We start from the raw sequence: 22,180 nt of genomic DNA on the forward strand, positions 1-22,180 counted from the left end.
GTCAGTACCTCACCCTCGGGTCGAGGAACGCGGCGATCACGTCGACGACGAAGTTCGTGACCGCGACGAGGATCGCGATCATCGCGACGATGCCCTGGATCGCGACGAAATCGCGGGCCTTCAGGTACTCGCCCAGCTGGAAGCCGATGCCCTGCCACTCGAACGTCGTCTCGGTGAGAATGGCGCCACCCAGCAGCAGTGCGATCTGCAGGCCGATGACCGTGACGATCGGGATCAGCGCCGGCTTGTAGGCGTGTCGGCGCACGAGGCGGTACTCGCTCACGCCGCGCGAGCGGGCGGCGTCGATGTACGGCATGTTGTGGGTGCCGATGACGTTCGTGCGCACGAGGCGCAGGAAGATGCTCGCGGTCAGCAGGCCCAGCACCATGGCCGGGAGGAAGGCGTGCAGGAGCACGTCCTGCACGTAGGCGGGGTTGCCCGACGCGATCGCGTCGATGAGATAGAACCCCGTGCCACCTTCGCGGGTGAGGGCGATTTCGGTGCGCACGCTCGCGCGACCCGAAACGGGGAACCAGCCGAGCCAGACCGAGAACACCAGCTTGGCGAGCAGGCCCGAGAAGAACACCGGGGTCGCGTAGAACAGGATCGCGCCGACGCGGAGCCCGGCATCGGTCGCCTTCTCGCGCTTGGCGGCGGCGACCATGCCGAGCGGGATGCCGACGAGGAACGCGATGACGAGCGCATAGCAGACGAGCTCGAACGTGGCCGCGCCGTACGTCAGGAGCACCTGCGTGACCGGCTGGTTGTCGGTGATCGTGGTGCCGAAGTTTCCCGTGAACACCTGGCCGATGTACTCGAAGTACTGCACGAGGACGGGCCTGTCGTAGCCGGCCTCATGGATGCGCTCCTGCAGCTGGTCGGCCGGCAGGCGCCCGCCGAGGGCGGCGGTGATCGGGTCGCCGGTGAGGCGGATGAGGAAGAAGACCAGCGTCACCAGGATGAGCACGGTCGGGAAGATCAGGAGGAACCGCACCAGGAGGTAGCGGCCGAGGGTCCCGCCGGAGGCGGGTCTGCGCCGGGCCAGCATGGCGGGCGGCTGGTCAACGGATGCGGCGACGTCGCTCGTCATCGTGGGGGCCTAACTGTGTGTGCTGCCGAAGGGCGAATGCCGATGGGGCGACCCGGGTGAGCGGGCCGCCCCATCGATGGATTCCGCGCTACTTCGTGACCGGCGCGAAGCGGAACTTGAACGATGCGTCGAGCGTGACGCCCTCGACACCGGTTCCGGCGACCGCCACCTGGGCACCCTGCAGGAGCGGCACGGTCGAGAGCAGCTCGGCCACGCGCGTCTGGATGTCCTCGATCTCCTGCGTGCGCTTCGCCTGGTCGGTCTCGACGGCCTGCTGGAGGATGAGGTCCTCGGTCTGCTGGTCGCTGAAGTGGTTGCCCAGGAAGTTCTTCGTCAGGAAGAACGGGGTGAGGTAGTTGTCGGCGTCGGAGTAGTCCGGGTACCAGCCCAGCTGGTAGGCGGGGTAGACGTCCGACGTGCGGTCCTTCGAGTACTGCACCCACTCGGTCGACTTCAGGTCGACCGAGAACAGGCCGCTCTCCTCGAGCTGCGACTTCACCAGGGCGTACTCGTCACCCGACGAGGGGCCGTAGTGGTCGGGGCTGTACTGCAGGCTGAGTGCGACGGGCGTCTCGACGCCCGCAGCCTCGAGCGTGACCTTCGCCTTCTCGGCGTCGGGGCCGCCCGCGCCGTCGCCGTACATCTCCTTGAGGGGCTCGATGGCGCCGGTGAAGCCCTCGGGGACGAACGAGTACAGCGGCGTGTACGTGCCCTTGTAGACCTGCGTCGACAACGCCTCGCGGTCGACGAGGTCAGCCACGGCCTGGCGCACGGCGAGGGCCTTGGCCGCGTCGACCTCGGGGGTCGTCGCACCGTACGGCTGCGTGTTGAAGTTGAACACGATGTACCGGATCTCGCCGCCGGGGCCGTTGACGATCTGGACGTCCTTGTTCTTGCTGAGGTCTTCGACATCGGTCGAAGACAGCGCGCGGTAGGCCACGTCGATGTCGCCCTGCTGCACGGCGAGCTTCAGGTTCGACGACTCGGCGAAGTAGCTGAGAATGACACCGCTGTTGACCGGCGCGTCGAGGAGACCCTTGTAGTTCTCGTTCGGGGTGAACTCGACGGTCTTGTTGAAGTCCCACGAGGTGATCGCGTAGGGGCCACCGAACGCGTTGGCATCGACGATGTCCTGGTCGGGGGTGACCGCGTCGGCCGAGAACACCTCGTCGTCGACGATGGCACCGGGGAAGCTGGTGAGGATGTACGGGAAGACCTGGTCGTTCGCCGTCTTGAGATGGAACACGACCGTCGTGTCATCCGGCGCCTCAACGCTGTCGAGGTTGTAGAGCAGGCTCGACGCGCCGTTCGGGTCGGCGATCTTGAGGTTGCGATCGAACGAGAACTTGACGTCGGCCGAGGTCAGGTCGTTGCCGTTGGCCCACTTGAGGCCCTCGGGCAGCGTCACGGTGTACTCGGTCGGCGACGTGAACTCGGCAGACTCGGCGAGGTCGGGGACGACCTCGGTGCTGTTGTAGTCGGTGTTGAGGAGGTACGGGAACACCTGGGTCTGCACAGCCAGCGAGCCGTTGTCGTAGGAGCCGGCCGGGTCGAGCGTGGTGACCTTGTCGGTGGTGCCGACGATGATGGGCTCGCCCGACGCGCCGCCGTCGTCGTTGTTCCCGCCGCCACCGCCGGCGCAACCGGCGAGGAGAAGTGCTGAGGCGCCGAAGGCCCCGATGGCGAGACCGATGCGGCCGCGCTTGCTGTGGTGCAGTGACATGAAGTGCTACCTCTGCGTAGTGGTGTCAGCCGCGTCAGATGGTCGCGGCCAGAGGCTATCTTCACCCTGCGAGGGCGTTACGGCAATCCAGTAAACGATTCGTAACCAGAACGAAACCCGCCCGCGATCGAGCCGGATGCCCGCTCGATGGCCGTTCAGTTGGGCGAACTGCCCCGTGACGCCTCTGGTCCGAGGCCGAAATGCACGAGCTCTGCGTCGTCGAGCATGCGGCTGCGGATGATGAACCGGTTGCCCGTCGGACCTTCCACGCTGAAGCCCGCGCCCCGGCCAGGCACCACGTCGATCGTGAGGTGCGTGTACTTCCAGTACTCGAACTGCGCCTGGGAGATGAAGACGTCGATCGGGTCATCGAGCCCGACGTCGAGGTCGCCGAGCTGCACGTCCGACGTTCCGGTGAGGAACATGCCCACGGGGAAGCACATCGGGGCGCTTCCGTCGCAGCAGCCGCCGGACTGGTGGAACATCAGCTTGCCGTGCTGCGCGGTGAGCTGTCGCAGGAGGGATGCCGCGGCATCCGTCACCGCCACGCGTGAGTACGTGCGGATCGTCTCCATCGCGTGTCCTTTCGTCTCTTCATCTTCTGCGAGATCAGGAGATCTGACCGAGACAGGATGATCGCTGCCGGATCTTCCTGATCTCGCCACATCTCCTGGTTCGGGGATGACCCGGGCGGAGCGTCTGGGGACGCGCTCCACCCGGGTCGGGATGCCGGTCACGCGACCCCCCGGAAGCGGGACCGGGCGGGCCGGCTCAGAAGAAGCCCATGGCTCCGTCGGCGTACGACACCAGCAGGTTCTTCGTCTGCTGGTAGTGGTCGAGCATCTTGAGGTGGTTCTCGCGGCCGATGCCGGACTGCTTGTACCCGCCGAACGCCGCGTGGGCGGGGTACTGGTGGTACGTGTTCGTCCAGACGCGGCCTGCCTCGATGGCCCGGCCGGCGCGGTACGCGGTGTCGCCGGAGCGGCTCCAGACGCCGGCGCCGAGGCCGTAGAGCGTGTCGTTGGCGATCGAGATGGCGTCGTCGAAGTCGTCGAACGAGGTGACCGAGACGACCGGCCCGAAGATCTCCTCCTGGAAGATCCGCATGTCGTTCGTGCCCTCGAAGACCGTCGGCGCGACGTAGTAGCCGCCCGAGAGGTCGCCGCCGAGGTCGACGCGCTCCCCGCCGGCGAGGAGCTTCGCACCGCCCGCCGTGCCGATCTCGATGTACGACAGGATCTTCTCGAGCTGATCGTTCGAGGCCTGCGCGCCGATCATCGTCGCCGGATCCAGCGGGTTGCCCTGCACGATCTTGCCGACGCGGCCGAGGGCGTCGCCGAGGAACCCGTCGTAGATCGAGCGCTGGATGAGCGCGCGCGACGGGCACGTGCAGACCTCGCCCTGGTTGAGGGCGAAGAGCGTGAAGCCCTCGAGCGCTTTGTCGTAGTAGGAGTCATCGGTGGTGCGGGCGACGTCCTCGAAGAAGACGTTCGCACTCTTGCCCCCGAGCTCGAGGGTCACCGGGATGAGGTTCTGCGACGCGTACTGCATGATGAGGCGGCCGGTCGTGGTCTCGCCCGTGAACGCGACCTTGCGGATGCGCTTGTGCTGCGCGAGCGGCGCGCCGGCCTCGATGCCGAAACCGTTGACGATGTTGACGACGCCGGCGGGCAGCAGGTCGCCGATGATCTCGAACAGGAACAGGATCGACGCCGGCGTCTGCTCGGCGGGCTTGAGCACGACGCAGTTGCCGGCGGCGAGCGCGGGTGCGAGCTTCCACGTGGCCATGAGGATCGGGAAGTTCCACGGGATGATCTGCCCCACCACGCCGAGCGGCTCGTGGAAGTGGTATGCCACGGTGTCCTCGTCGAGCTGGCTGAGCGAGCCCTCCTGGCCGCGCAGCACGCCCGCGAAGTAGCGGAAGTGATCGACGGCGAGCGGGATGTCGGCGGCCAGCGTCTCGCGGACCGGCTTGCCGTTCTCCCAGGTCTCGGCGACGGCGATCCGCTCGAGGTTCTGCTCGATGCGGTCGGCGATCCTGTTGAGGATGACGGCCCGCTCGGCCGGGGTCGTTCGCTTCCAGGACTCGAAAGCCTTCCACGCGACATCCACCGCGCGGTCGACGTCTTCGACGGTGCCGCGGCCGACCTCGGTGAAGGGCTTCCCGGTGACGGGCGTGATGTTCTCGAAGTACTGGCCCCTGATCGGCTCGACGAACTCGCCGCCGATGTAGTGCCCGTAGCGGGGGCGGTAGTCGGCGATCGATCCTCGCTGCCCGGGTGCGGCGTAGACGCTCGAGACGCCCTCTTCGACGATGGTCATTGCTGGTCTCCTTCGACGCGTTCCGCGACGGACGTCGTCGCGATGCGTCGAAGGTAGGCCGGGCGACGTTGCACAACGTTGCGCCGGTCTTCAGCGGTCGGCTTCGAGCCTCTCGATGCGGGTGACGAGGCCCGCGCGGCGAGGCGAGCGCGCGGGCAGCATCGACAGGCACAGCCTGAGCAGCTCGATGTCGTCGGCGGCGGCATCCGTCTCCGCGAAGGCGAGGAGGACGTCGACGGATGCCTCGGCCATGAGCGCTTCGCGCAGTGCGACCCGCACGGTGTCACGGAACTCCTCGACCCCGGGCGCGACCGAGTCGGGGAGCACATCACCGCGGTAGGCGGCGAGCGCGACGCGATGCGCGCCGCGGTCGAGGAGCGACAGCACCTGATGGGCATCGGTCTCGACCTCGACCCCGAGCCGGTACGGCCGAGACTCCGGCACGAGCGCCGGGGCGGCGGTCGTCAGCGCCTTGCGGAGGCGCACCATCTCGGCGCGGAGGGTCACGGATGCTGCGTCCCCGGCCGACTCGCCGTACACGAGGTCGCCGAGGCGTTCGGCCGACAGGCCCTGCCGGTGGACCGCGAGCATGAGCAGCAGCTCGGCATGGCGCGGGCCGAGCTCGGACACCGTCTCGAAGCCCTCACCCGTGACCTCGAGCTGCGCACGGTCGCGGCCGAGCACCCGCAGCGTGGCGCGCGTGGGCTCGGCCCGCCGGGCGGGCGCGCGGCGTGGGGGTCGCGGCGGCTCGGCCCGGGCGCGGAGGCGCGCGACGAGGAGCTCTCCCTCGATCGCCCGGGCCGTGGCATCCACCAGCAGCTGCGCTTGAGGAGTGACGGCCTCGTGGCCGCCGGTCACATCGATCACGCCGAGGATGCGCCGCGTCTCGGGGTCGTGCACGGGCGCGGCGCTGCACGACCACGGCTGCACGAGCCGGTTGAAGTGCTCGGCGCCGGTGATCTGCACCGACCGGTCGAGCGTGATCGCGGTGCCGGGGGCGGCGGTTCCGACGGCGTCCTCGGACCAGTTCGCGCCCTCGACGAACCCCACGTCGCCGGTGAGACGCCGCACGTTGCGGTCGCCCTCCACCCACAGCAGGCGCCCGGCGGCATCGCCCACCGCCACGACGACGCCGGATTCGGACGCCTCGCCCGGCAGCAGCAGACCGCGCACCATGTCGATGACCGCGGCGAGCGGGTGGGCGCGGCGGTACCCCTCGAGCTCCTCGGCCGTCAGGTCGAGGGGCGGCAGCGCTTCGGCCCCGACGAGGCTGTCGAGCGAGCGGCGCCACGAGTCGCGCACGAGCAGCCGGACGTCGCGCAGTCGCGCATCGGCGGCGTTGCCCGCCACGAGCTCCTCGTGGGCGCGCTCGATCAGCAGGCGCGAGGTCTCGGGCGACACCTCACGGCGCTGCGACCAGGGTGATGACACGGCGGCTCCGATCGACGTCGGTGGAGCGTGGGTCCCAGTGTAGGCGCGGAGGGGCAGCAGGAACGACGGATGCTGCGGCTCAGGCTCGCTCGGAGACGGTGAGGTTCTCGCTGGCCCAGGCGCCGAGCTGCTGCAGCACCGGGATGAGCCTCTCACCCTGCGGGGTGAGCGTGTAGCTGACGGCGACAGGCGGCCCGGCGTCGACGTCGCGCGTCACCAGGCCGGTCTCGGCGAGCTCCGAGAGGCGGTCGGAGAGTACCGCGTCGCTGATGCCGGTGACCGTGCGTTTCAGCGACACGAACGACAGCGGTCCGCTGCTCAAGGCGTCCAGGATCATGCCGTTCCACCGTTTGCCGAGCACTGAGAACGCGAGCGATATCGCCGCGTCGCACGCGGGTCCGCCATGTTCCTGCTCGGTCATCCCCTCATGGTACCCGTGCTACTTTCTGCATAGTCACTCTGGTTTTCATAGTGACTATGCGAAATGAGAACAGGAGCCTCCGTTGACCCTCTTCCGTCTGGACGCCAGCATCCTTCCCGCCACCTCCGCCAGTCGCGAGCTCGGCGACCTCGTCGAGGCCGAGTGGACAGCCGCACACCCGACGTCATCGGTGCTGCGCCGCGATCTGTCGGCCGACCCGGTGCCGGCCACGGCATGGCGCGACGCCGTGCAGGGCGGCTTCACGCCCGAAGCCGAGCGCACCGACGACCAGCGCGCGGCGATCGCCCTGGCCGGCACGTTCGCCGACGAGCTCCGCGGCGCCGAGGCGCTGCTGTTCACCGTGCCGCTGTACAACTACGGCGTCTCGCAGCACTTCAAGACCTGGTTCGACCTCGTTTACACCGTCCCCGGCATCGACCCGCAGGGGACCGACCTGCGCGGAAAGCCCGCGACGCTGGTGACCGTGCTCGGCGGCAACTACGCCGAGGGCACGCCGAAGGAGGGTTGGGATCACTCCACCGCATGGCTGCGCCGCGTGCTCGAGGACGTCTGGGGCCTCGACCTGCGCATCGTGCAGCGGCCGTTCACGCTCGTGGGCGTGAACCCCGCGCTGGACGCCTTCGCTGAGCCGGCCGCCGAGCTCAAGCGCTCGGCGGAGACGGATGCCGTGCGCTCCGGTCGCGAGCTGGCCGAGCTGCGGGGGACCCAGGTCGCCTGAGACCGCGGATCACCCCGCCGCTCTCGTGCGACATCCGCCGCCCGGTCGATCGGTGAAGCGCCCAGGGGCGTGCTGCGACGCTGGGCCGCCGCGGTGGTGACCACCGCGCGCAGCCGATGACGCGATCGAAGTCGGCGTCGGTGATCCCGCGACCGGCGTGGGCGACCCCGAGGTCCTTGCCCTTGTACCCCCGGCGGCGATGCCCGCGCCTTCGCCGAGGCCCCGACGAGTTCCTCTGCCCCATCGACGACACCGCGGGCGCGGACGTGAGGGACGTCGCGTCCGAGCAGATCCGACGCGCCGCCGGAGCGCGCGAGGACCGCCTCACGGAGGCGCTCACCGCCGCCGGCTGCCCCGCGTTCGCCGAGCGGGTCTCCTCGCATCTGCTCGCTCGCACCGTGATCGGCGGAGCGTCTCGGGCGGGGGCCGTCCTGTCTGACGGGGGTCAGGCGCGCGCGGCCCACCACTCCCGCAGGCGCCGCTCCGCCTCCTGCTCGCCGACCACGCCTTCGTCGAGCCGCACGTCGAGGAGGAACCTGTAGGCCTCGCCCACCTCGCGGCCGGGCTTCAGGCCCAGCACCTCCTGGATGCGGTTGCCGTCGAGCTCTGGGCGCATCGCGTCGAGCTGCTCCTGGGCGGCGAGCTCGGCGATGCGGCGCTCGATGTCGTCGTAGGCGCGCGCGAGGCGCGTGGCCTTCTTGACGTTGCGGGTCGTGACGTCGGCGCGCGTGAGGATGTGCAGACGATCGAGCTCGGTGTCGGCGTCGCGGACGTACCGACGCACCGCCGAGTCGGTCCAGGCACCCTCGGAGTACCCGAAGAAGCGCAGGTGCAGCTCGATGAGCCGGCTCACGGTGGCGATGGTCGCCGAGTCGAAGCGCAGCTCCTGCAGGCGCCTGCGGGCGAGCCGCGCGCCCTTGAGGTCGTGGTGGTAGAACGTGACGCCGCCGCCCGGCTCGAGTCGGCGCGTCGCGGGCTTTCCGATGTCGTGCAGGAGCGACGCGAGGCGGAGCGCCACGTCGGGGGCAGCATCCGGATTCCGGCTCTTCTCGAGCTGTATCGCCTGCCGCAGCACCGTGAGCGAGTGCTCGTAGACGTCCTTGTGGTGGTGGTGCTCATCGACCTCGAGCTGCAGCGCGGGGATCTCGGGCAGGAACTCGGCCATGAGTCCCGTCTCGACGAGCAGGCGGATGCCTCGCACGGGGTCATCGGTCGCGAGCAGCTTGACGAGCTCGCCCTGGATGCGCTCGGGGCTCACGATCTCGAGCGTCGCACTGAGCTCTTCCATCGCGGCCTCGGTGGCGGGGTCGACCGCGAAGCCGAGCTGCGACGCGAACCGGGCGGCGCGCAGCATCCGGAGAGGATCGTCGCCGAAGCTCACAGCGGGGTCGGTGGGGGTGCGGAGCACGGCGCGGACGAGGTCCTCGACACCGCCGGTGGGATCGACCAGGGTCTGCCCGGGAACCCGCAGCGCCATGGCGTTCACCGTGAAGTCGCGGCGCACCAGATCGCCCTCGATGGTGTCGCCGAACTCGACGGTGGGCTTGCGGGTGACGCCGTCGTAGCTGTCGGCGCGATAGGTCGTGATCTCGACCTGCTCGCCGTGGACGCGGGCGCCGATCGTGCCGAAGGCGCGGCCGATATCCCACTGTGCAGTGGAGATCGGCTTGACGATCTTCAGGATGTCGTCGGGGCGCGCGTTCGTCGTGAAGTCGAGGTCGTTCGTCGGGCGGCCCAGCAGCGCGTCGCGTACGGGACCGCCCACGATCGCGAGGTCGAAGCCGGCATCGGCGAAGGCGCGGGCGAGTGCGGCGACGACGGGGGACTCGGCGAGCGCGCCGAGGCGCGCGATGCCCTCGGCCATGTTGAGCATGGGTTCCAGCCTATCTGCGCGCGGGCGGAGCCTCCGGGGCGGCGCTCATGCGAACCGCAGGAAGCCGCTGAACAGGAACTCGCGCACCCGCGGCAGCAGGTCCGCCCGGAGCGCGCCGGCGTCGACCTCGAGCAGATCGGCGATCGCGTCGATGAGAACCCCCACGGGAAGGTCGCCGTCGCACGCGCCGACGAGCGCCACGAGCCCCGGATCCACGCCGAGGGCGCGACCGAATCCGCCGCCCTGACGCAGCTCGATGACGGTCGGATCCTCGGCTCCGGGAAGATGATGGCGCGCCTCGGTGACATCGGGGGCGACCAGGAGGACGGATGCCGCGAGCCCCGCGTCGTCGAGCGCGCTCACGCGGTCGTGGGCCTCGAGCGCGGCCGCGAGGTGCGCCCCGAGCCCTTCGCCGGCGAGCGCCGTGTGGAGGGTCTCGTAGCGAGCGAGCGTGGGGGACCCGTCGGCGGGACGCCGCAGCAGCAGGTACCCGAACCCCACCTCCGTCACCGCGCGGGCCGCGAAGTCGTCGAGCCACGCGTCCACGAGTCTCGCGAAGCCGGGCGTGCCGGGCAGCGTGCCGCCGTCGCGCACCCACAGCTCGGCGTAGGACAGCGGGTCGAGGCTCTCGCGCTCGACGACCCAGGCGTCCAGGGGTACCGGCGACGACTCGACCCATCCGCGTACGCGGTCGAGGCCGGGCACGCCGTCCCGTGTCTCCCAGTTGCCGAGGAGCTGCGCGACGCCACCGGGCGCGAGGTGCGCGCCGACACCCCGGACGAACGCTGCCACGACGTCATCGCCGACCATGCCGCCGTCTCGGTACTCGTAGGCGGGAACGTCGGCGACCCGGGGCGTGATCACGAACGGCGGGTTCGACACGACGCGGTCGTACTGCTCGCCGACGACGGGCTCGAAGAGGCTGCCGAGGCGCACCTCGACGCCGTCGATGCCGTTGAGCAGGGCGTTCAGCCGCGTGAACGAGAGGGCGCGCGGCGAGATGTCCGTCGCCACGACGTGGCCGACGTGCGCGCGGGCGCGGAGCGCCTGGATCCCGCAGCCGGCACCGATGTCGAGCGCCCGTTCGGCGGGCGTCGGCAGCTGCAGCCCGGCGAGCGTCAGCGACGCGCCGCCCACGCCGAGCACGTGATCCTCAGGCAGCGGCCCGCCGAGCGCCGCCTCGTCGAGGTCGCTCGCGATCCACCATTGTCCGGATCCCGAAGCGTCGGCGTACGACTGCGGCCGCACCACCGCGAGAGGGCGCACCTCGCCGCCGTCGATCTCGGCGAGACCCAGCCGCACGAGTCCTCCCGCACCGGCACGCACGAGCGCGTGATCGACGGATGCCTCGGCCTGCGGCATCCCGAGCACGAGAAGTCTGCCCAGCACGGCGAGGGCATCGCCGCGGTCGCCGAGGGCCCGCGCCGCCGGCGACCGCAGGCCGCGCGCGATCGCGTCGTCGGCCGCCGCACCCCACGCGTCGCGCAGGGCTTCGGCGGTGAACCCGGCGCGGCCCAGGTCGGCGGCGAGGTCACGGCACAGGTCTGTATCCGGTTCGGGGAGCACGGCTCCATTCAACCGCGCCGCCCGCCCTCCGGCGGGCTCGGAGGCGCGGACCGTAGAATCTCCTCGATCGTGCGGTCAGGACATCGCACAGGAGCGAACCCCCCGACAGGATGATCGTGACTTCACCGCGAGCCCCGCGGCGTGCCCCGCGCCTCGTGACCGCCGCCATGGCGGCCGGGGTGATGCTCGCCGGGCTTGTGCTGCCGGCTCCGGCGCTCGCGGCGGATCCGACCCCGAGCCCATCGCCGAGTGCGACCTCCGCCGTCCCCACGGGCACCACCGTGTTCACCCTGTCGCCGGTCGCCAACGGCATCGTGAATCCGGGCGATGCGCTGAGCGTGTCGGTCTCGATCCAGAACGGGACGGAGGCGGAACTCGCGCCCGCGACCGTCACGCTGTCGCTCGGCCGCACACCGCTCGCCGACCGCGACGACCTGGGCGACTGGCTCGACGGGAGCTCGGCCGAGCTCGCGCTGGAGCCGATCGGCACCGACACGATCGCGGCCGTCGAACCCGGCGGGTTCCAAGTCCGCGGCATCACAGTCGCCGCCGACGACCCCGCCCTCGCCGGGCTCGCCCCCGGCGTCTACCCGCTCGCCGCGTCGTACCCCGACGCGGTGGGCACCGTCACTTCGACGAGCGCGATGATCGTCCCGCCCACCGGGGCCACGGACGTCGGCATCGGCGTGGTCGTGCCGATCACCGCCGGTCCGCTCAGCGACGGCCTCCTCACCGCGGAACAGCTCGCCGAGCTGACCGCACCCGACGGCGATCTCACGAACCAGCTGGACGGCGTCACCGGAACCGCCGCCATCCTCGCGGTGGACCCTGCCGTTCCCGCGTCGATCCGGGTGCTCGGCACATCGGCTCCGGAGTCCGCGCTCGAGTGGCTATCACGCCTCGAGACGATCCAGAACTCGCGCTTCGCGCTGCAGTTCGGCGACGCCGACGTCACCGCGCAGCTGCAGGCGGGTCTTCCGCGGCCGCTGCAGCCCACGTCGTTCACCGCGTACATGTCGTCCTCGAACTTCGCGACCCCGACTCCCACTCCGACCCCCGCTACCTCGGCTCCCACCCCGACGCCGACCGCGGCGCCGTCGGACGCGCCGACCACCGCCCCCACGCCACAGCCCGACAGCGCCCTGCCGAGCACCGACGAGCTGCTGGTCGTCGGCCCCGCCACCCGCCAGGGCGCGTACTGGCCAGCCGACGGCACAGCGGACGAGCAGATCATCTCCCGCCTCGCAGACATCGCGACCGACGACGGCACCGCGCCTGTCACGCTCATCCCCTCGGCGACGACGGATGCCGGCTCCGACGGCCGCACCGTCTCGGCACACGGCCGGGTCGGCTCCGGCGAGGTGCTCGTCTACGACAGCGACATCTCCGCCGCACTCGACGACGCATCCCAGCAGGAGGAGCCGTGGCTCCGCGGCGCCCCGCTCACCACGGCCACCGCCTACCTCGCCTTCGCGGCGGCCGAGACGAACGGGCCCCTCCTCGTGACCGTCGGCCGCGGCGAAGGGCGCTCGCGCGTCGAGCTCGGCGCCGCGATCTCCGCCGCATTCTCCGCGCCGGATGTGACGCCCCGCACCATCGCGACGGTCGCGGCGGGTGAGGCGTTCGACCTCGAGCTGACGGGTGTCGAGTCTTCGCCCGAGCGCGCGGACGCCGCATCCGCTCTCGTCGCCGACGAAAGCGATCTCGCACGGTTCGCGACGATCCTCGACCAGCCGCCGCTGCTGACCGGACCCGAGCGGGCCGACATCCTGCAGCTGCTCGGCGTCGCGTGGATCGGCGACGCCACCTGGCCGACGGTGCTCTCCGACCACCGCGCCGCGACCGCCGGCACCCTCGACTCGGTGGCACTCCTGCCCACGAGCCCCAGCGACCTCTACGGCTCGAGCGCCGCTCTGCGATTCTGGGTGCGCAACGACCTGCCGTACCCCGTCAACCTCGTGCTCTACACGAGCCGCGACAACCTGCGGCTCGACGTGCAGGGCGAGACGCCGATCGTCGCGACGCCGCAGAGCAACACCCGCGTCGAGGTGCCGGTGCAGGCCCGCGTGGGCCGCGGCGACGTCACGCTGACCCTGCAGCTGCGCAGCCCCGCCTTCGTCGCCATCGGCGAGCCCGAGTCCGTCGAGATCAACGTCTACGCCGACTGGGAAGCCGTCGGCATCGCCGCCCTCGCCGTCGTCATCGGCATCCTCCTCCTGTTCGGCATCGCGCGCACCGTGCTCCGCATCCGCCGCCGACGGAAGGGGATGGCCACCACGCCCCCTCCAGGCGCCGCTGAAGCGACGGATGCGGGCGAGGAACGGGTGTCGTCCACGCCCGACGGAGACGAGCCGTGAGCGGGATCGGGCGCGCGAGCGCTCTCATCGGCGCCGGCACGATCGTGTCGCGCCTCACCGGCTTCCTCCGCTCCGTCGTGCTGGTGTCGGCCATCGGCGCGACCACTGCGGGGGGGAACGCATTCGCGATCGCGAACCAACTCCCGAACAACATCTACGCGATCATCTCGACGGGCCTCCTGAGCGCGGTCGTCGTGCCGCAGATCGTGAAGGCGGCCGCCCATGATGACGGCGGGCGCGCCTTCGTCTCGAAGCTCTTCACCCTCGGCACCGTCGTGCTGCTCGGGACCACGATCATCGCCACCGTGGCGGCACCATGGCTTGTCGCACTGTACGCGCCGGGTTACCCCCCGCAGCAGCAGGCGCTGGCGACCGCATTCGCGTACTGGTGTCTGCCACAGATCCTCTTCTACGGACTGTTCGCGCTGGTGGGCGAGTCCCTCAATGCGCGTCGGGTCTACGGGCCGTACACGTGGGCTCCCATCGTCAACAACATCGTGTCGATAGCGGGCTTCCTGGTCTTCATCTGGCTGTTCGGGCCCACGGGTTCGGCAACGGCATGGACTCCCGAGATGATCGCAGTGCTCGCGGGCACCGCGACGCTCGGCATCGTGGTGCAGACAGGGATCCTCTTCCTCTTCTGGCGGCAGACCGGTCTGCACATCCGACCGGACTTCGCGTGGCGCGGCGTCGGGCTCGGGCAGATCGGCAAGCTCGCCGGCTGGACCTTCCTGATGGTCGTCGCAGGCCAGCTCGCCGGCCTCGTCCAGTCGCAGGTGATGTCGGAGATCCCCAAGAGCGACCCAGGCGTGTTCGTCGCCCAGAACGCCTGGCTGCTCTTCATGCTCCCGTACTCGATCATCGTGCTCTCGATCGGCACCCCGTACTTCACCCAGCTCAGTGAGCACGCTGCAGCAGGACGCGACGACGAGGTTCGCGGCGACATCGGGCGCAGCATCCGCACGCTCGGCGTGTTCGTGGTGGCGGCTACCGCTGCTTTGGCCGCGGCCGCCATCCCCGCATCCCGCATCTTCACCGACAGCCCCGACGAAGCCGTCGGCGCCGCGGGAGTGCTCCTCTGCTATCTCGTGAGCCTGATCCCGCTCGCGGTGCTGTTCGTGGTGCAGCGGAGCTTCTACGCCTACGACGACACTCGCACTCCGTTCTTCTTCACGATCCTCCAGTGCGCCATCGTCGTCCTGACCGCATGGAGCGCGCTCTGGGCGTTCCACGAAGGAGTCCTCCCCTCCGCGCAGCTGGTCGCCGCGGTCGCGCTCGGCCAGTCCTTCGCCAGCGTCGTCCAGGTCATCGTCGCGACGTGGCTGCTGCAGCGCCGGCTGGGCGGGCTCCGCGTCGGTTCGTGGCTGCTCGCGCTTGGCCGCTTCGCCCTGGCCGCCATCCCTGCGGGCGCCGCAGGCTGGCTGGTCTTCCAGCTTCTCGGCGGGACGGCCGGATGGATGGTCTCCGACAAGCTCCTCGGCGCTCTGGGCGCCGCCGTCATCGGCATCGTCGTGCTCGTCGTCTATGTCGGCTTCCTCGCACTGCTGCGCGCGCCCGAGCTGTCGGTCGCCACCGGCCTCGTGCGGCGCTTCCTGCCCGGCCGGCGCTGACCACGACCCCGTGCGTCACGGAGGGCGCGGGGAACGGGTGACGGAATGCCACGCGGTTACCATGTGTTGAGGCATCCGGAGCCATCGCGCGTGTCATGAGACGTTCCGCGAGGCTTCACGAGGAAAGGTGCGCACGTGCGTCAGGTCATCATCATCGGTTCGGGTCCCGCGGGTTACACGGCGGCCATCTACGCCGCCCGGGCCAACCTGAGCCCGCTCGTCGTGGCGAGCTCGGTCGAGGCCGGCGGCGAGCTGATGAACACCACCGAGGTCGAGAACTTCCCCGGATTCCCCGAGGCGATCATGGGTCCCGACCTGATGGCGAAGATGCAGGAGCAGGCCGAGCGGTTCGGCGCCGAGGTGCTGTACGACGACGTCGTCTCGCTCGACATCGACGGCCCGGTCAAGAAGGTCACCCTCGGCAGCGGCGCCTCGCACGAGGCCGACGCGCTGGTGTTCGCCACCGGCTCGGCGCCCCGCAAGATCGGCATCGAGGGCGAAGCCCGCCTGTCGGGCCGTGGCGTGTCGTACTGCGCGACCTGCGACGGGTTCTTCTTCCGCGAGCGGGTGATCGCCGTCGTCGGCGGCGGCGACTCCGCGATGGAGGAGGCCACCTTCCTCACCAAGTTCGCCTCGAAGGTGTACATCATCCACCGCCGCGACGAGCTGCGCGCCTCGAAGATCATGCAGGAGCGCGCGTTCAAGAACGACAAGATCGAGTTCGTCTGGAACAGCGAGGTCGTCGACATCCTCGGCGACGAGGCCGTCACCGGCGTCGTGCTCGAGGACACCGTCGACGGCTCGCGCCGCGACCTGGCGCTGGACGGCGTGTTCGTCGCGATCGGCAACGACCCGCGCACGCACCTCGTGCACGACAAGCTCGACCTCACCGCCGAGGGCACCGTGTGGGTCGACGGCCGCTCGTCACGCACCTCGGTCCCGGGGGTGTTCGCCGCCGGTGACGTGATCGACCCGACCTACCGTCAAGCGGTCACCGCCGCGGGCAGCGGCACCGTCGCCGCCCTCGACGTCGAGCACTTCCTCGCCGCACTCGGCGAAGCCGGCGCACCCGCCCCCGACGCCGCCGAGATCGACGGCCTCCCCGGCGCCGAGCCGGTCGCCAAGGTCGACGCCGCCTAGCGTCCCACCGGGTGCTGCACAAGCCCGGGAACACTTCGCGCCCATCTCGCGTTGAATGAGCGTGGACAGACTTCTCAGAGAAGGAGAAACACAGATGACCGCCAAGGCGACGACTTCCGCCACGTTCGAGCAGGACGTGCTCCAGGCCGAGGGTCCGGTGCTCGTGGACTTCTGGGCGGAGTGGTGCGGCCCGTGTCGCATGGTCTCGCCCGTCCTCGACCAGATCCAGTCGGAGCACCCCGACAAGATCACGATCCTCAAGCTCAATGTGGACGAGAACCCCGACCTCGCGATGAAGTATCAGATCACCTCGATCCCTGCGATGAAGGTGTTCAACAAGGGCGCAGTCGAGACGACCATCATCGGCGCCAAGCCGAAGTTCGCGCTCGAGCAGGACCTCGCGGCCTACATCGGCTGAGTCCGCTCGCGCTTCCCGAAGACCCCGCCGATCCGTTCGGCGGGGTTTTCGCCGTTCTACCGGGTATTTCCACTGTATGCCGATTCCGGCATCCGGGATTCTCTCGAGAATCTTCCCGCGCGCTGTCGATCTGCGCGAGGCTGGTTCGACGCACATGGTGAAGGGGCCGAACAGGGCCCCCCAACCGGGCCGTCATCGCCCCGAAGAAAGGGATTCCCATGCGTTACATGCTCATCATGCAGGTCGGAGCCGAGGCTGCTGCGGCGTTCGACCCCGAGACCTTCGACATGGCCGAGGCATACGCTGCCATGGGCGCGTACAACGAGGAGCTGCAGAAGGCCGGTGTGTTCCTGAGCGCGGAGGGTCTGTCGGACGCCTCGGAGGGCTTCCGTGTCGACTTCGACTCCGTCCCGCCCGCCGTCACCGACGGACCGTTCGCCGAAGCTCGAGAGGTCTTCACCGGCTACTGGATCCTCGAGGTCGCATCCCGCGAGGAGGCCGAGCACTGGGCGCGCAAGTGCCCGCTGGGCCCCGGCACCGCGCTGGAGGTGCGTCGCGTCAACGAGCTCAGCGACTTCGACCAGAACGACGAGTGGATCGCCAAGGAGAAGGAGTGGCGCGCCGCCAACTCGTGACTCGTGAGGTGCGGGCTTCAGCCCGCTTCGGCACGCACCGTCGGGTCCCACCGGCGGTGCGTGTTCGCATCACCCAGCAACGACCACACGGCGCGGGTGAGCGGGGGATAGTCGATCGCGATCTGCCTCAGCACGCGGTAGTGACGGCTGGCATTCGGCCGCGACCCGCCGTCGGCCGCGATGTTCTCGGCGCGAAGCAGATAGACGACGAGTTCGTCGACGGACGGCAGATCGTCCATGAACTCCCACGGGTCCTCGCCGGCACGGAGGCGCTCGTGCACCAGCACCGAGAGTTCGTCGGCGGCTTCGGCGCGGAGCACCTCGAGGCTCGCACGTCGCCGCGGGGTCTGGTCCTCGTTCGCCATCAATCCAGGGTACGTGCCGATCCCGACACCGTGGGCCACGCGCCTACGCTGGCAGCATGAGCCCCGACGACGATGCCCACGCGCGCCGCGCGGTCGAAGCCGTGTGGCGCGACGAGTCCGCTCGCATCGTCTCGGCGCTGACTCGGCACACCGGCGACTTCGCATGGGCCGAGGATCTCGCTCAGGAGGCGCTTGTCGAAGCCCTCGCCGCGTGGCCGGGCAGCGGCATCCCCGACAATCCAGGAGCCTGGCTCATGTCGGTCGCCAAGCGGCGCGCGATCGACGGGTGGCGCCGACGCGAGCGGATGTCGCAGCGGGAGACCCTGTTCGTGTCAGAGGCTCTCGTGGCCGAGGCGATCGACTCGGTGCCTGACGACGCCGACCCCGACCGCATCGACGACGATGTGCTGCGTCTCGTCTTCGTCGCGTGCCATCCCGTGCTCCCGGCACAGGCGCGGCTCGCTCTGACCCTGCGCGCGGTGGCCGGTCTCACCACCGACCAGATCGCCCGGGCGCTGCTGATGACCGTGCCGACCGTGCAGCAGCGCATCGTCCGAGCCAAGCGGACTCTCGCCGTGGAGAGCGTGCCGTTCGAGGTGCCCGACCGTGCGGAACGCCCGGCGCGGCTTGCGAGCGTGCTCCAGGTGATCTATCTCCTCTTCACCGAGGGGTACTCGGCGGCCGAGGGGGAGGGGCCCATACGTCCCGATGTCGCGCGTGAGGCGGTCCGCCTGGGCCGGCAGCTCGCCGCCCTCATGCCGCGCGAGCCCGAGATCTGGTCGCTCATCGCGCTCATGGAGTTCCAGTCGTCGCGCTTCGCCGCGCGCATCGACGCCGACGGCCTCCCGGTGACCCTGGGAGACCAGGACCGCCGCCGATGGGACCGTTCCGCGATCGCCCGCGGTCTCGAAGCGATGGAGCGAGCGGATGCCTCCACCCGAGGACTCGGCTACTACGGCCTGCAAGCCGCCATCGCGCAGTGCCACGCGGTCGCTCCGTCGTTCGCCGAGACGGACTGGGAGCAGATCCTCCGGTTGTACGACGCGCTGGAGTCGCTCGCGCCGTCGGCTGTCGTCCGCCTCAACCGCGCCGTCGCGCTCTCCATGGCACGCGGCCCCGAGCCCGCCCTCGCCGTGGTGGACGCGCTCGAGCCGGAGCTGTCCGGGTTCCGCCCTCTCCCCGCCGTACGCGCGGAGCTTCTGGAGCGCCTCGGCCGAACGGATGCCGCAGCCGCGGCGTTCCTCGCAGCGGCAGAGCTGCCAGGCAATGCCGCGGAGGGCGAAGCGCTGCGTCGGCGGGCGGAGGCGCTCGGACGCCTATGAGGCCTCGAGGGCCCCGTACTCCGTCTCACCGAGCTCAGCGAGGATGCGGTTGAGATCCTGAATCGTAGCGAAGTCGATGCTGATCTGGCCTTTTCGTGCCGTCAGTGCGATCTTCACCCGAGTGTTGAGCCGATCGCCCAGTCGTCCCGCGACCTCATCCAGGTGGGCGCGGCGCGAGCCGGCCTGTGGCTTGACGGAACGGGTGGGGGAGGCATCCGGAAGCTTCGCCGCAGCCTCCGCGGCACGCACCGAGAGATCCTCGTTGACGATCTTGTCGGCGAATCGCTGCATCGCCGTCGGGTCTTCCAGCGACAGGATCGCGCGGGCGTGCCCGGCGGTGAGCACTCCCGCGGCGACTCGCTGCTGCACCGGCATCGGGAGCTTGAGGAGGCGGATCGTGTTGCTGATCTGCGGACGCGAGCGGCCGATGCGGGTGGCGAGCTCTTCCTGCGTGATGCCGAAGTCCTCCAGCAGCTGCTGGTACGCCGAAGCCTCCTCGAGGGCGTTCAGCTCAGAACGGTGCAGGTTCTCCAGCAGCGCGTCGCGCAGCAGGTGCTCGTCAGCGGTGTCGCGCACGATCGCGGGGATCGAGGTGAGTCCGGCCTCACGCGCGGCGCGTGTACGGCGCTCACCCATGATGAGCTCGTATTCGCCCTTCTCGTTGAGCCGGACGACCACGGGCTGCAGCACGCCGAACTCTCGCACGCTGTGCACAAGCTCCGCGAAGTGCTCGGGGTCGAAGTTCGTGCGCGGCTGGCGCGGGTTGGGCACGATGTCGTGCGGGTCGATGTGCGCCAGTCGGGCGCCGGGCACCTCGACGAGATCCTCCTGCCCGTCGGACTCAGCGGCCTCGGCGGCCGGCTCCGCTTCGGCCACGGCGACGGCCCGGGGGAAGAAGACATCTGCGGGACGCTCGTCGGCCTGCTCACTGGTCGGGATCAGTGCGCCGATTCCGCGGCCGAGTCCTGTGCGCTTCGCTGCCATCAGGCGCCCCTTTCGTTCGAGGCGCTGTCGCGCCGGATCATCTCGACGGCCGCCTCGCGATACGCGATGGCGCCGGCCGACTGTCCATCGTAAGCGAGAACCGACTGCCCGAAACTCGGTGCCTCCGAGACGCGCACCGAACGCGGGATGATGGTGTCGAGCACTTCGGCGGGGAAGTGGGCGCGCACCTCGTCGGCGACCTGCTGTGCGAGCCTCGTGCGCCCGTCGTACATCGTCAGCATGATGGTCGACAGTTCCAGGCGGGGGTTGAGGTGCTTCTGGATCATCCGCACCGTGCCGAGCAGCTGGCTCAGTCCCTCGAGTGCGTAGTACTCGCACTGGATGGGGATGAGGAGCTCACTCGCCGCAGTGAACGCGTTGATCGTGAGGAGTCCGAGCGAGGGCGGGCAGTCGATGAGGATGAAGTCGAGCTCGCCCGGGTTGTTCGCGAGATAGTCATCGACGGCGACGCGCAGTCGATGCTCGCGTGCGACCTGCGACACGAGTTCGATCTCAGCACCGGCGAGGTGGATGGTGCTCGGCGCACAGAGCAGGTTGGGCGACTCGGGGCTCACCTGGATGATGTCGGCCAGCGGGAACTCGTCGATGAGCACATCGTAGACGCTCGGCGTATCAGCGGTGTGCGGCACTCCCAGCGCCGTCGACGCGTTGCCCTGCGGGTCGAGGTCGATCACAAGCACCTTCGCGCCCCGCTCGGCCATTGCGGCGGCCAGGTTGACGGTGGTCGTCGTCTTGCCGACGCCGCCCTTCTGGTTCGAGACAGTGAGGACTCGAGTGCGACCGGTGAGCTGGACGTTGGCTTCTTCGAGCGCCTTGCGACGTGCGGTGAGGTCTGCGAGCTCCCGCGCGATGGGGGAGTCGTCTTCTTCCTGCGCGAGTGCGGCGCCGTCTTGCTGCGCGATGGGGGATTCCTCTTCCTGCGTGACGGTGGAGCCCTCGGGGGATGGGACGACTTCGGGCGCGGAGTCAGCGTACTCAGCAGGTGCGACATCTTCGTCGGAGTCTGTGCGCTCAACCGCGTCCTCCTGCGAGGCGACCTCGTCGGGAACGGTGTCATGGGGTACAACTTCTTCTTCGAGAGCGGCCGCCGCGTCGGGTACGGTGCTTTCGCTGAGGGAGTGGGTCTCGATGGCGACGGCCTCCGGAATCGACGCAGCATCCTGCTCTGCAGACTGCGGTGCCCAGGCGGTCGACGGCTCATCGGACGAGAAGGATGCCTGAGCGTCACTCTCGTCGGGTTGTTTCACGTGAAACTCTCCCCCGTGCCCGAGCCGCTCAACATCGTCTTCCACCCTATCCCGCCTTCCCCCCATCCCCAGCCGCCGGAGCCACTTATTCATGCGTTCCTTACCGTTCCACGTGGATGACCCACTCTCCCTAGTCAACCCCGCGAAGTAGGTTGGAGCACGCCAACCCGCCGCTCGAACACGACTGAGAAATCCCTCATCTGAGCCGGAGCCGACCGCCCCGTCCGCGCGCGGTCGCCCCGCGCCCGAGCGGCCGGCCACCCAGCCCGCGCATCGTCGCGTTGACGGGTGAGATTGCGCCGAGCAGGTGGGTTGTTCCGCGCGACGCTCACGAGGGATGCGTGGTTTCGAACCGTGCGCAGCTGGGTCCCAAAAGCCCCCATGTTTCACGTGAAACGGGGCAACCTTGTTGCGACCCGATGTGATTGGTGGGTACCCGTGTCAGCACCCCGGCGTCGAGACGCGTTACCTCGGCTCGACCGCGGGCCGCCAGGTCGAGAGAACCATCCACTGCGCGGCCCGCGGTGGTCGGCCGAGTTCCAGTTGAGGTCGGTCGGCCCTCCGGTGGAGGGAGTGTTTCACGTGAAACTTGCCGCGACGCCGTTCCCGAACTGAGGTCGGTCGGCCCTCCGGTGGAGGGAGTGTTCACGTGATACTTGCCGCGACGCCGTTCCCGACCCGAGCAGTTCAGGACTCTCCACCGCAGGAAGGCGTCACGATCTTCAGGCACACGCGCAACCTCGCCTCGAGCCCGGCTCCTACCACCATCGTCGGAGGCACTCATTCACCCTAGCCAGACGGCGCTGACCTGATGCCTCTACGAGGAGGGCCCCAAGCCGCGCGGAACAGCCGTCCTCGCTCCGGTCCCTTGTCTGTTGACATCGATTACCTTCGCGACCCCGGAACACTGCCGCGA

General features: G+C 69.7%; 18 protein-coding genes. 7 read left to right on the top strand and 11 right to left on the bottom strand.

The window, feature by feature from the left end; all coding sequences use genetic code 11:
- Position 1: 1 nt before the first annotated feature.
- The 6 genes from J2Y46_RS04400 to J2Y46_RS04425 all read right to left on the bottom strand — a co-directional run bounded on the left by J2Y46_RS04400 (position 2) and on the right by J2Y46_RS04425 (position 6,987).
- Positions 2-1,048, bottom strand: coding sequence for an ABC transporter permease (locus J2Y46_RS04400; protein ID WP_245619655.1), 1,047 nt, complete (start codon positions 1,046-1,048; stop codon positions 2-4).
- Positions 1,049-1,178: 130 nt separating this feature from the next.
- Positions 1,179-2,813 carry an ABC transporter substrate-binding protein gene (locus J2Y46_RS04405; protein WP_310240468.1) on the bottom strand — a complete coding sequence of 545 codons (1,635 nt, stop codon included), beginning with the start codon at positions 2,811-2,813 and terminating at the stop codon, positions 1,179-1,181.
- A gap of 155 nt (positions 2,814-2,968) precedes the next feature.
- Positions 2,969-3,388, bottom strand: coding sequence for a DUF779 domain-containing protein (locus J2Y46_RS04410; protein ID WP_045301925.1), 420 nt, complete (start codon positions 3,386-3,388; stop codon positions 2,969-2,971).
- Positions 3,389-3,584: 196 nt separating this feature from the next.
- Entirely contained in the window at positions 3,585-5,135 is a 1,551-nt protein-coding gene (locus J2Y46_RS04415; RefSeq protein ID WP_045301927.1) for an aldehyde dehydrogenase family protein, read from the bottom strand.
- Positions 5,136-5,225: 90 nt separating this feature from the next.
- On the bottom strand, positions 5,226-6,566 hold the full coding sequence (locus J2Y46_RS04420) for a GAF domain-containing protein (protein ID WP_310240471.1): 1,341 nt from the start codon (positions 6,564-6,566) through the stop codon (positions 5,226-5,228).
- 79 nt (positions 6,567-6,645) lie between these two features.
- The gene (locus tag J2Y46_RS04425) at positions 6,646-6,987 is read right to left on the bottom strand and encodes a helix-turn-helix domain-containing protein (protein ID WP_310240473.1); all 342 of its coding nucleotides are present in this window, start codon (positions 6,985-6,987) and stop codon (positions 6,646-6,648) included.
- Positions 6,988-7,069: 82 nt separating this feature from the next.
- Here J2Y46_RS04425 and J2Y46_RS04430 point away from each other — a divergent pair, with 82 nt between their 5' ends.
- Positions 7,070-7,726, top strand: coding sequence for an FMN-dependent NADH-azoreductase (locus tag J2Y46_RS04430; RefSeq protein ID WP_045301933.1), 657 nt, complete (start codon positions 7,070-7,072; stop codon positions 7,724-7,726).
- 445 nt (positions 7,727-8,171) lie between these two features.
- Here the strand turns inward: J2Y46_RS04430 and J2Y46_RS04435 are convergent, their stop codons facing one another.
- Together J2Y46_RS04435 and J2Y46_RS04440 are read right to left on the bottom strand one after the other, a co-directional pair.
- Positions 8,172-9,599 (bottom strand): CCA tRNA nucleotidyltransferase, encoded by a 1,428-nt coding sequence (locus tag J2Y46_RS04435; protein ID WP_310240477.1) that lies wholly within the window; start codon positions 9,597-9,599, stop codon positions 8,172-8,174.
- A gap of 45 nt (positions 9,600-9,644) precedes the next feature.
- Complete coding sequence (locus tag J2Y46_RS04440) at positions 9,645-11,165, bottom strand: methyltransferase (RefSeq protein ID WP_310240479.1); 1,521 nt, start codon at positions 11,163-11,165, stop codon at positions 9,645-9,647.
- Between the two features lie 116 nt (positions 11,166-11,281).
- Here J2Y46_RS04440 and J2Y46_RS04445 point away from each other — a divergent pair, with 116 nt between their 5' ends.
- The 5 genes from J2Y46_RS04445 (at position 11,282) to J2Y46_RS04465 (ending at position 17,325) form a co-directional block, all read left to right on the top strand.
- Positions 11,282-13,522 carry a DUF6049 family protein gene (locus J2Y46_RS04445; RefSeq protein ID WP_310240481.1) on the top strand — a complete coding sequence of 747 codons (2,241 nt, stop codon included), beginning with the start codon at positions 11,282-11,284 and terminating at the stop codon, positions 13,520-13,522.
- Positions 13,519-15,132: a murein biosynthesis integral membrane protein MurJ gene (murJ, locus tag J2Y46_RS04450; protein ID WP_310240482.1), complete on the top strand. Its 1,614-nt coding sequence runs from the start codon at positions 13,519-13,521 to the stop codon at positions 15,130-15,132. The genes J2Y46_RS04445 and murJ overlap by 4 nt, the downstream gene beginning before the upstream one ends.
- A gap of 135 nt (positions 15,133-15,267) precedes the next feature.
- Entirely contained in the window at positions 15,268-16,272 is a 1,005-nt protein-coding gene (trxB, locus tag J2Y46_RS04455; protein ID WP_045301942.1) for a thioredoxin-disulfide reductase, read from the top strand.
- A gap of 94 nt (positions 16,273-16,366) precedes the next feature.
- Entirely contained in the window at positions 16,367-16,690 is a 324-nt protein-coding gene (gene trxA / locus J2Y46_RS04460; RefSeq protein ID WP_045301944.1) for a thioredoxin, read from the top strand.
- Between the two features lie 218 nt (positions 16,691-16,908).
- Positions 16,909-17,325, top strand: coding sequence for a YciI family protein (locus J2Y46_RS04465; RefSeq protein WP_045301946.1), 417 nt, complete (start codon positions 16,909-16,911; stop codon positions 17,323-17,325).
- A gap of 17 nt (positions 17,326-17,342) precedes the next feature.
- On the opposite strand, the gene J2Y46_RS04470 is transcribed toward J2Y46_RS04465, so the two are convergent.
- Positions 17,343-17,690 (bottom strand): hypothetical protein, encoded by a 348-nt coding sequence (locus J2Y46_RS04470; protein ID WP_045301948.1) that lies wholly within the window; start codon positions 17,688-17,690, stop codon positions 17,343-17,345.
- Positions 17,691-17,746: 56 nt separating this feature from the next.
- Here J2Y46_RS04470 and J2Y46_RS04475 point away from each other — a divergent pair, with 56 nt between their 5' ends.
- Positions 17,747-19,012, top strand: a complete 1,266-nt coding sequence (locus J2Y46_RS04475) for a sigma-70 family RNA polymerase sigma factor (RefSeq protein ID WP_310240488.1) — start codon at positions 17,747-17,749, stop codon at positions 19,010-19,012.
- On the opposite strand, the gene J2Y46_RS04480 is transcribed toward J2Y46_RS04475, so the two are convergent.
- Positions 19,007-19,996, bottom strand: a complete 990-nt coding sequence (locus J2Y46_RS04480) for a ParB/RepB/Spo0J family partition protein (protein WP_045301951.1) — start codon at positions 19,994-19,996, stop codon at positions 19,007-19,009. The two genes, J2Y46_RS04475 and J2Y46_RS04480, sit on opposite strands and share 6 nt — an antisense overlap.
- Entirely contained in the window at positions 19,996-20,919 is a 924-nt protein-coding gene (locus J2Y46_RS04485) for a ParA family protein (RefSeq protein WP_052676938.1), read from the bottom strand. Before J2Y46_RS04485 ends, J2Y46_RS04480 begins: the two co-directional genes overlap by 1 nt.
- Between the last annotated feature and the right edge of the window lie 1,261 nt (positions 20,920-22,180).

Origin of the sequence: Microbacterium sp. BE35 (assembly GCF_031457705.1) — a bacterium.
Lineage (GTDB): Bacteria > Actinomycetota > Actinomycetes > Actinomycetales > Microbacteriaceae > Microbacterium > Microbacterium trichothecenolyticum.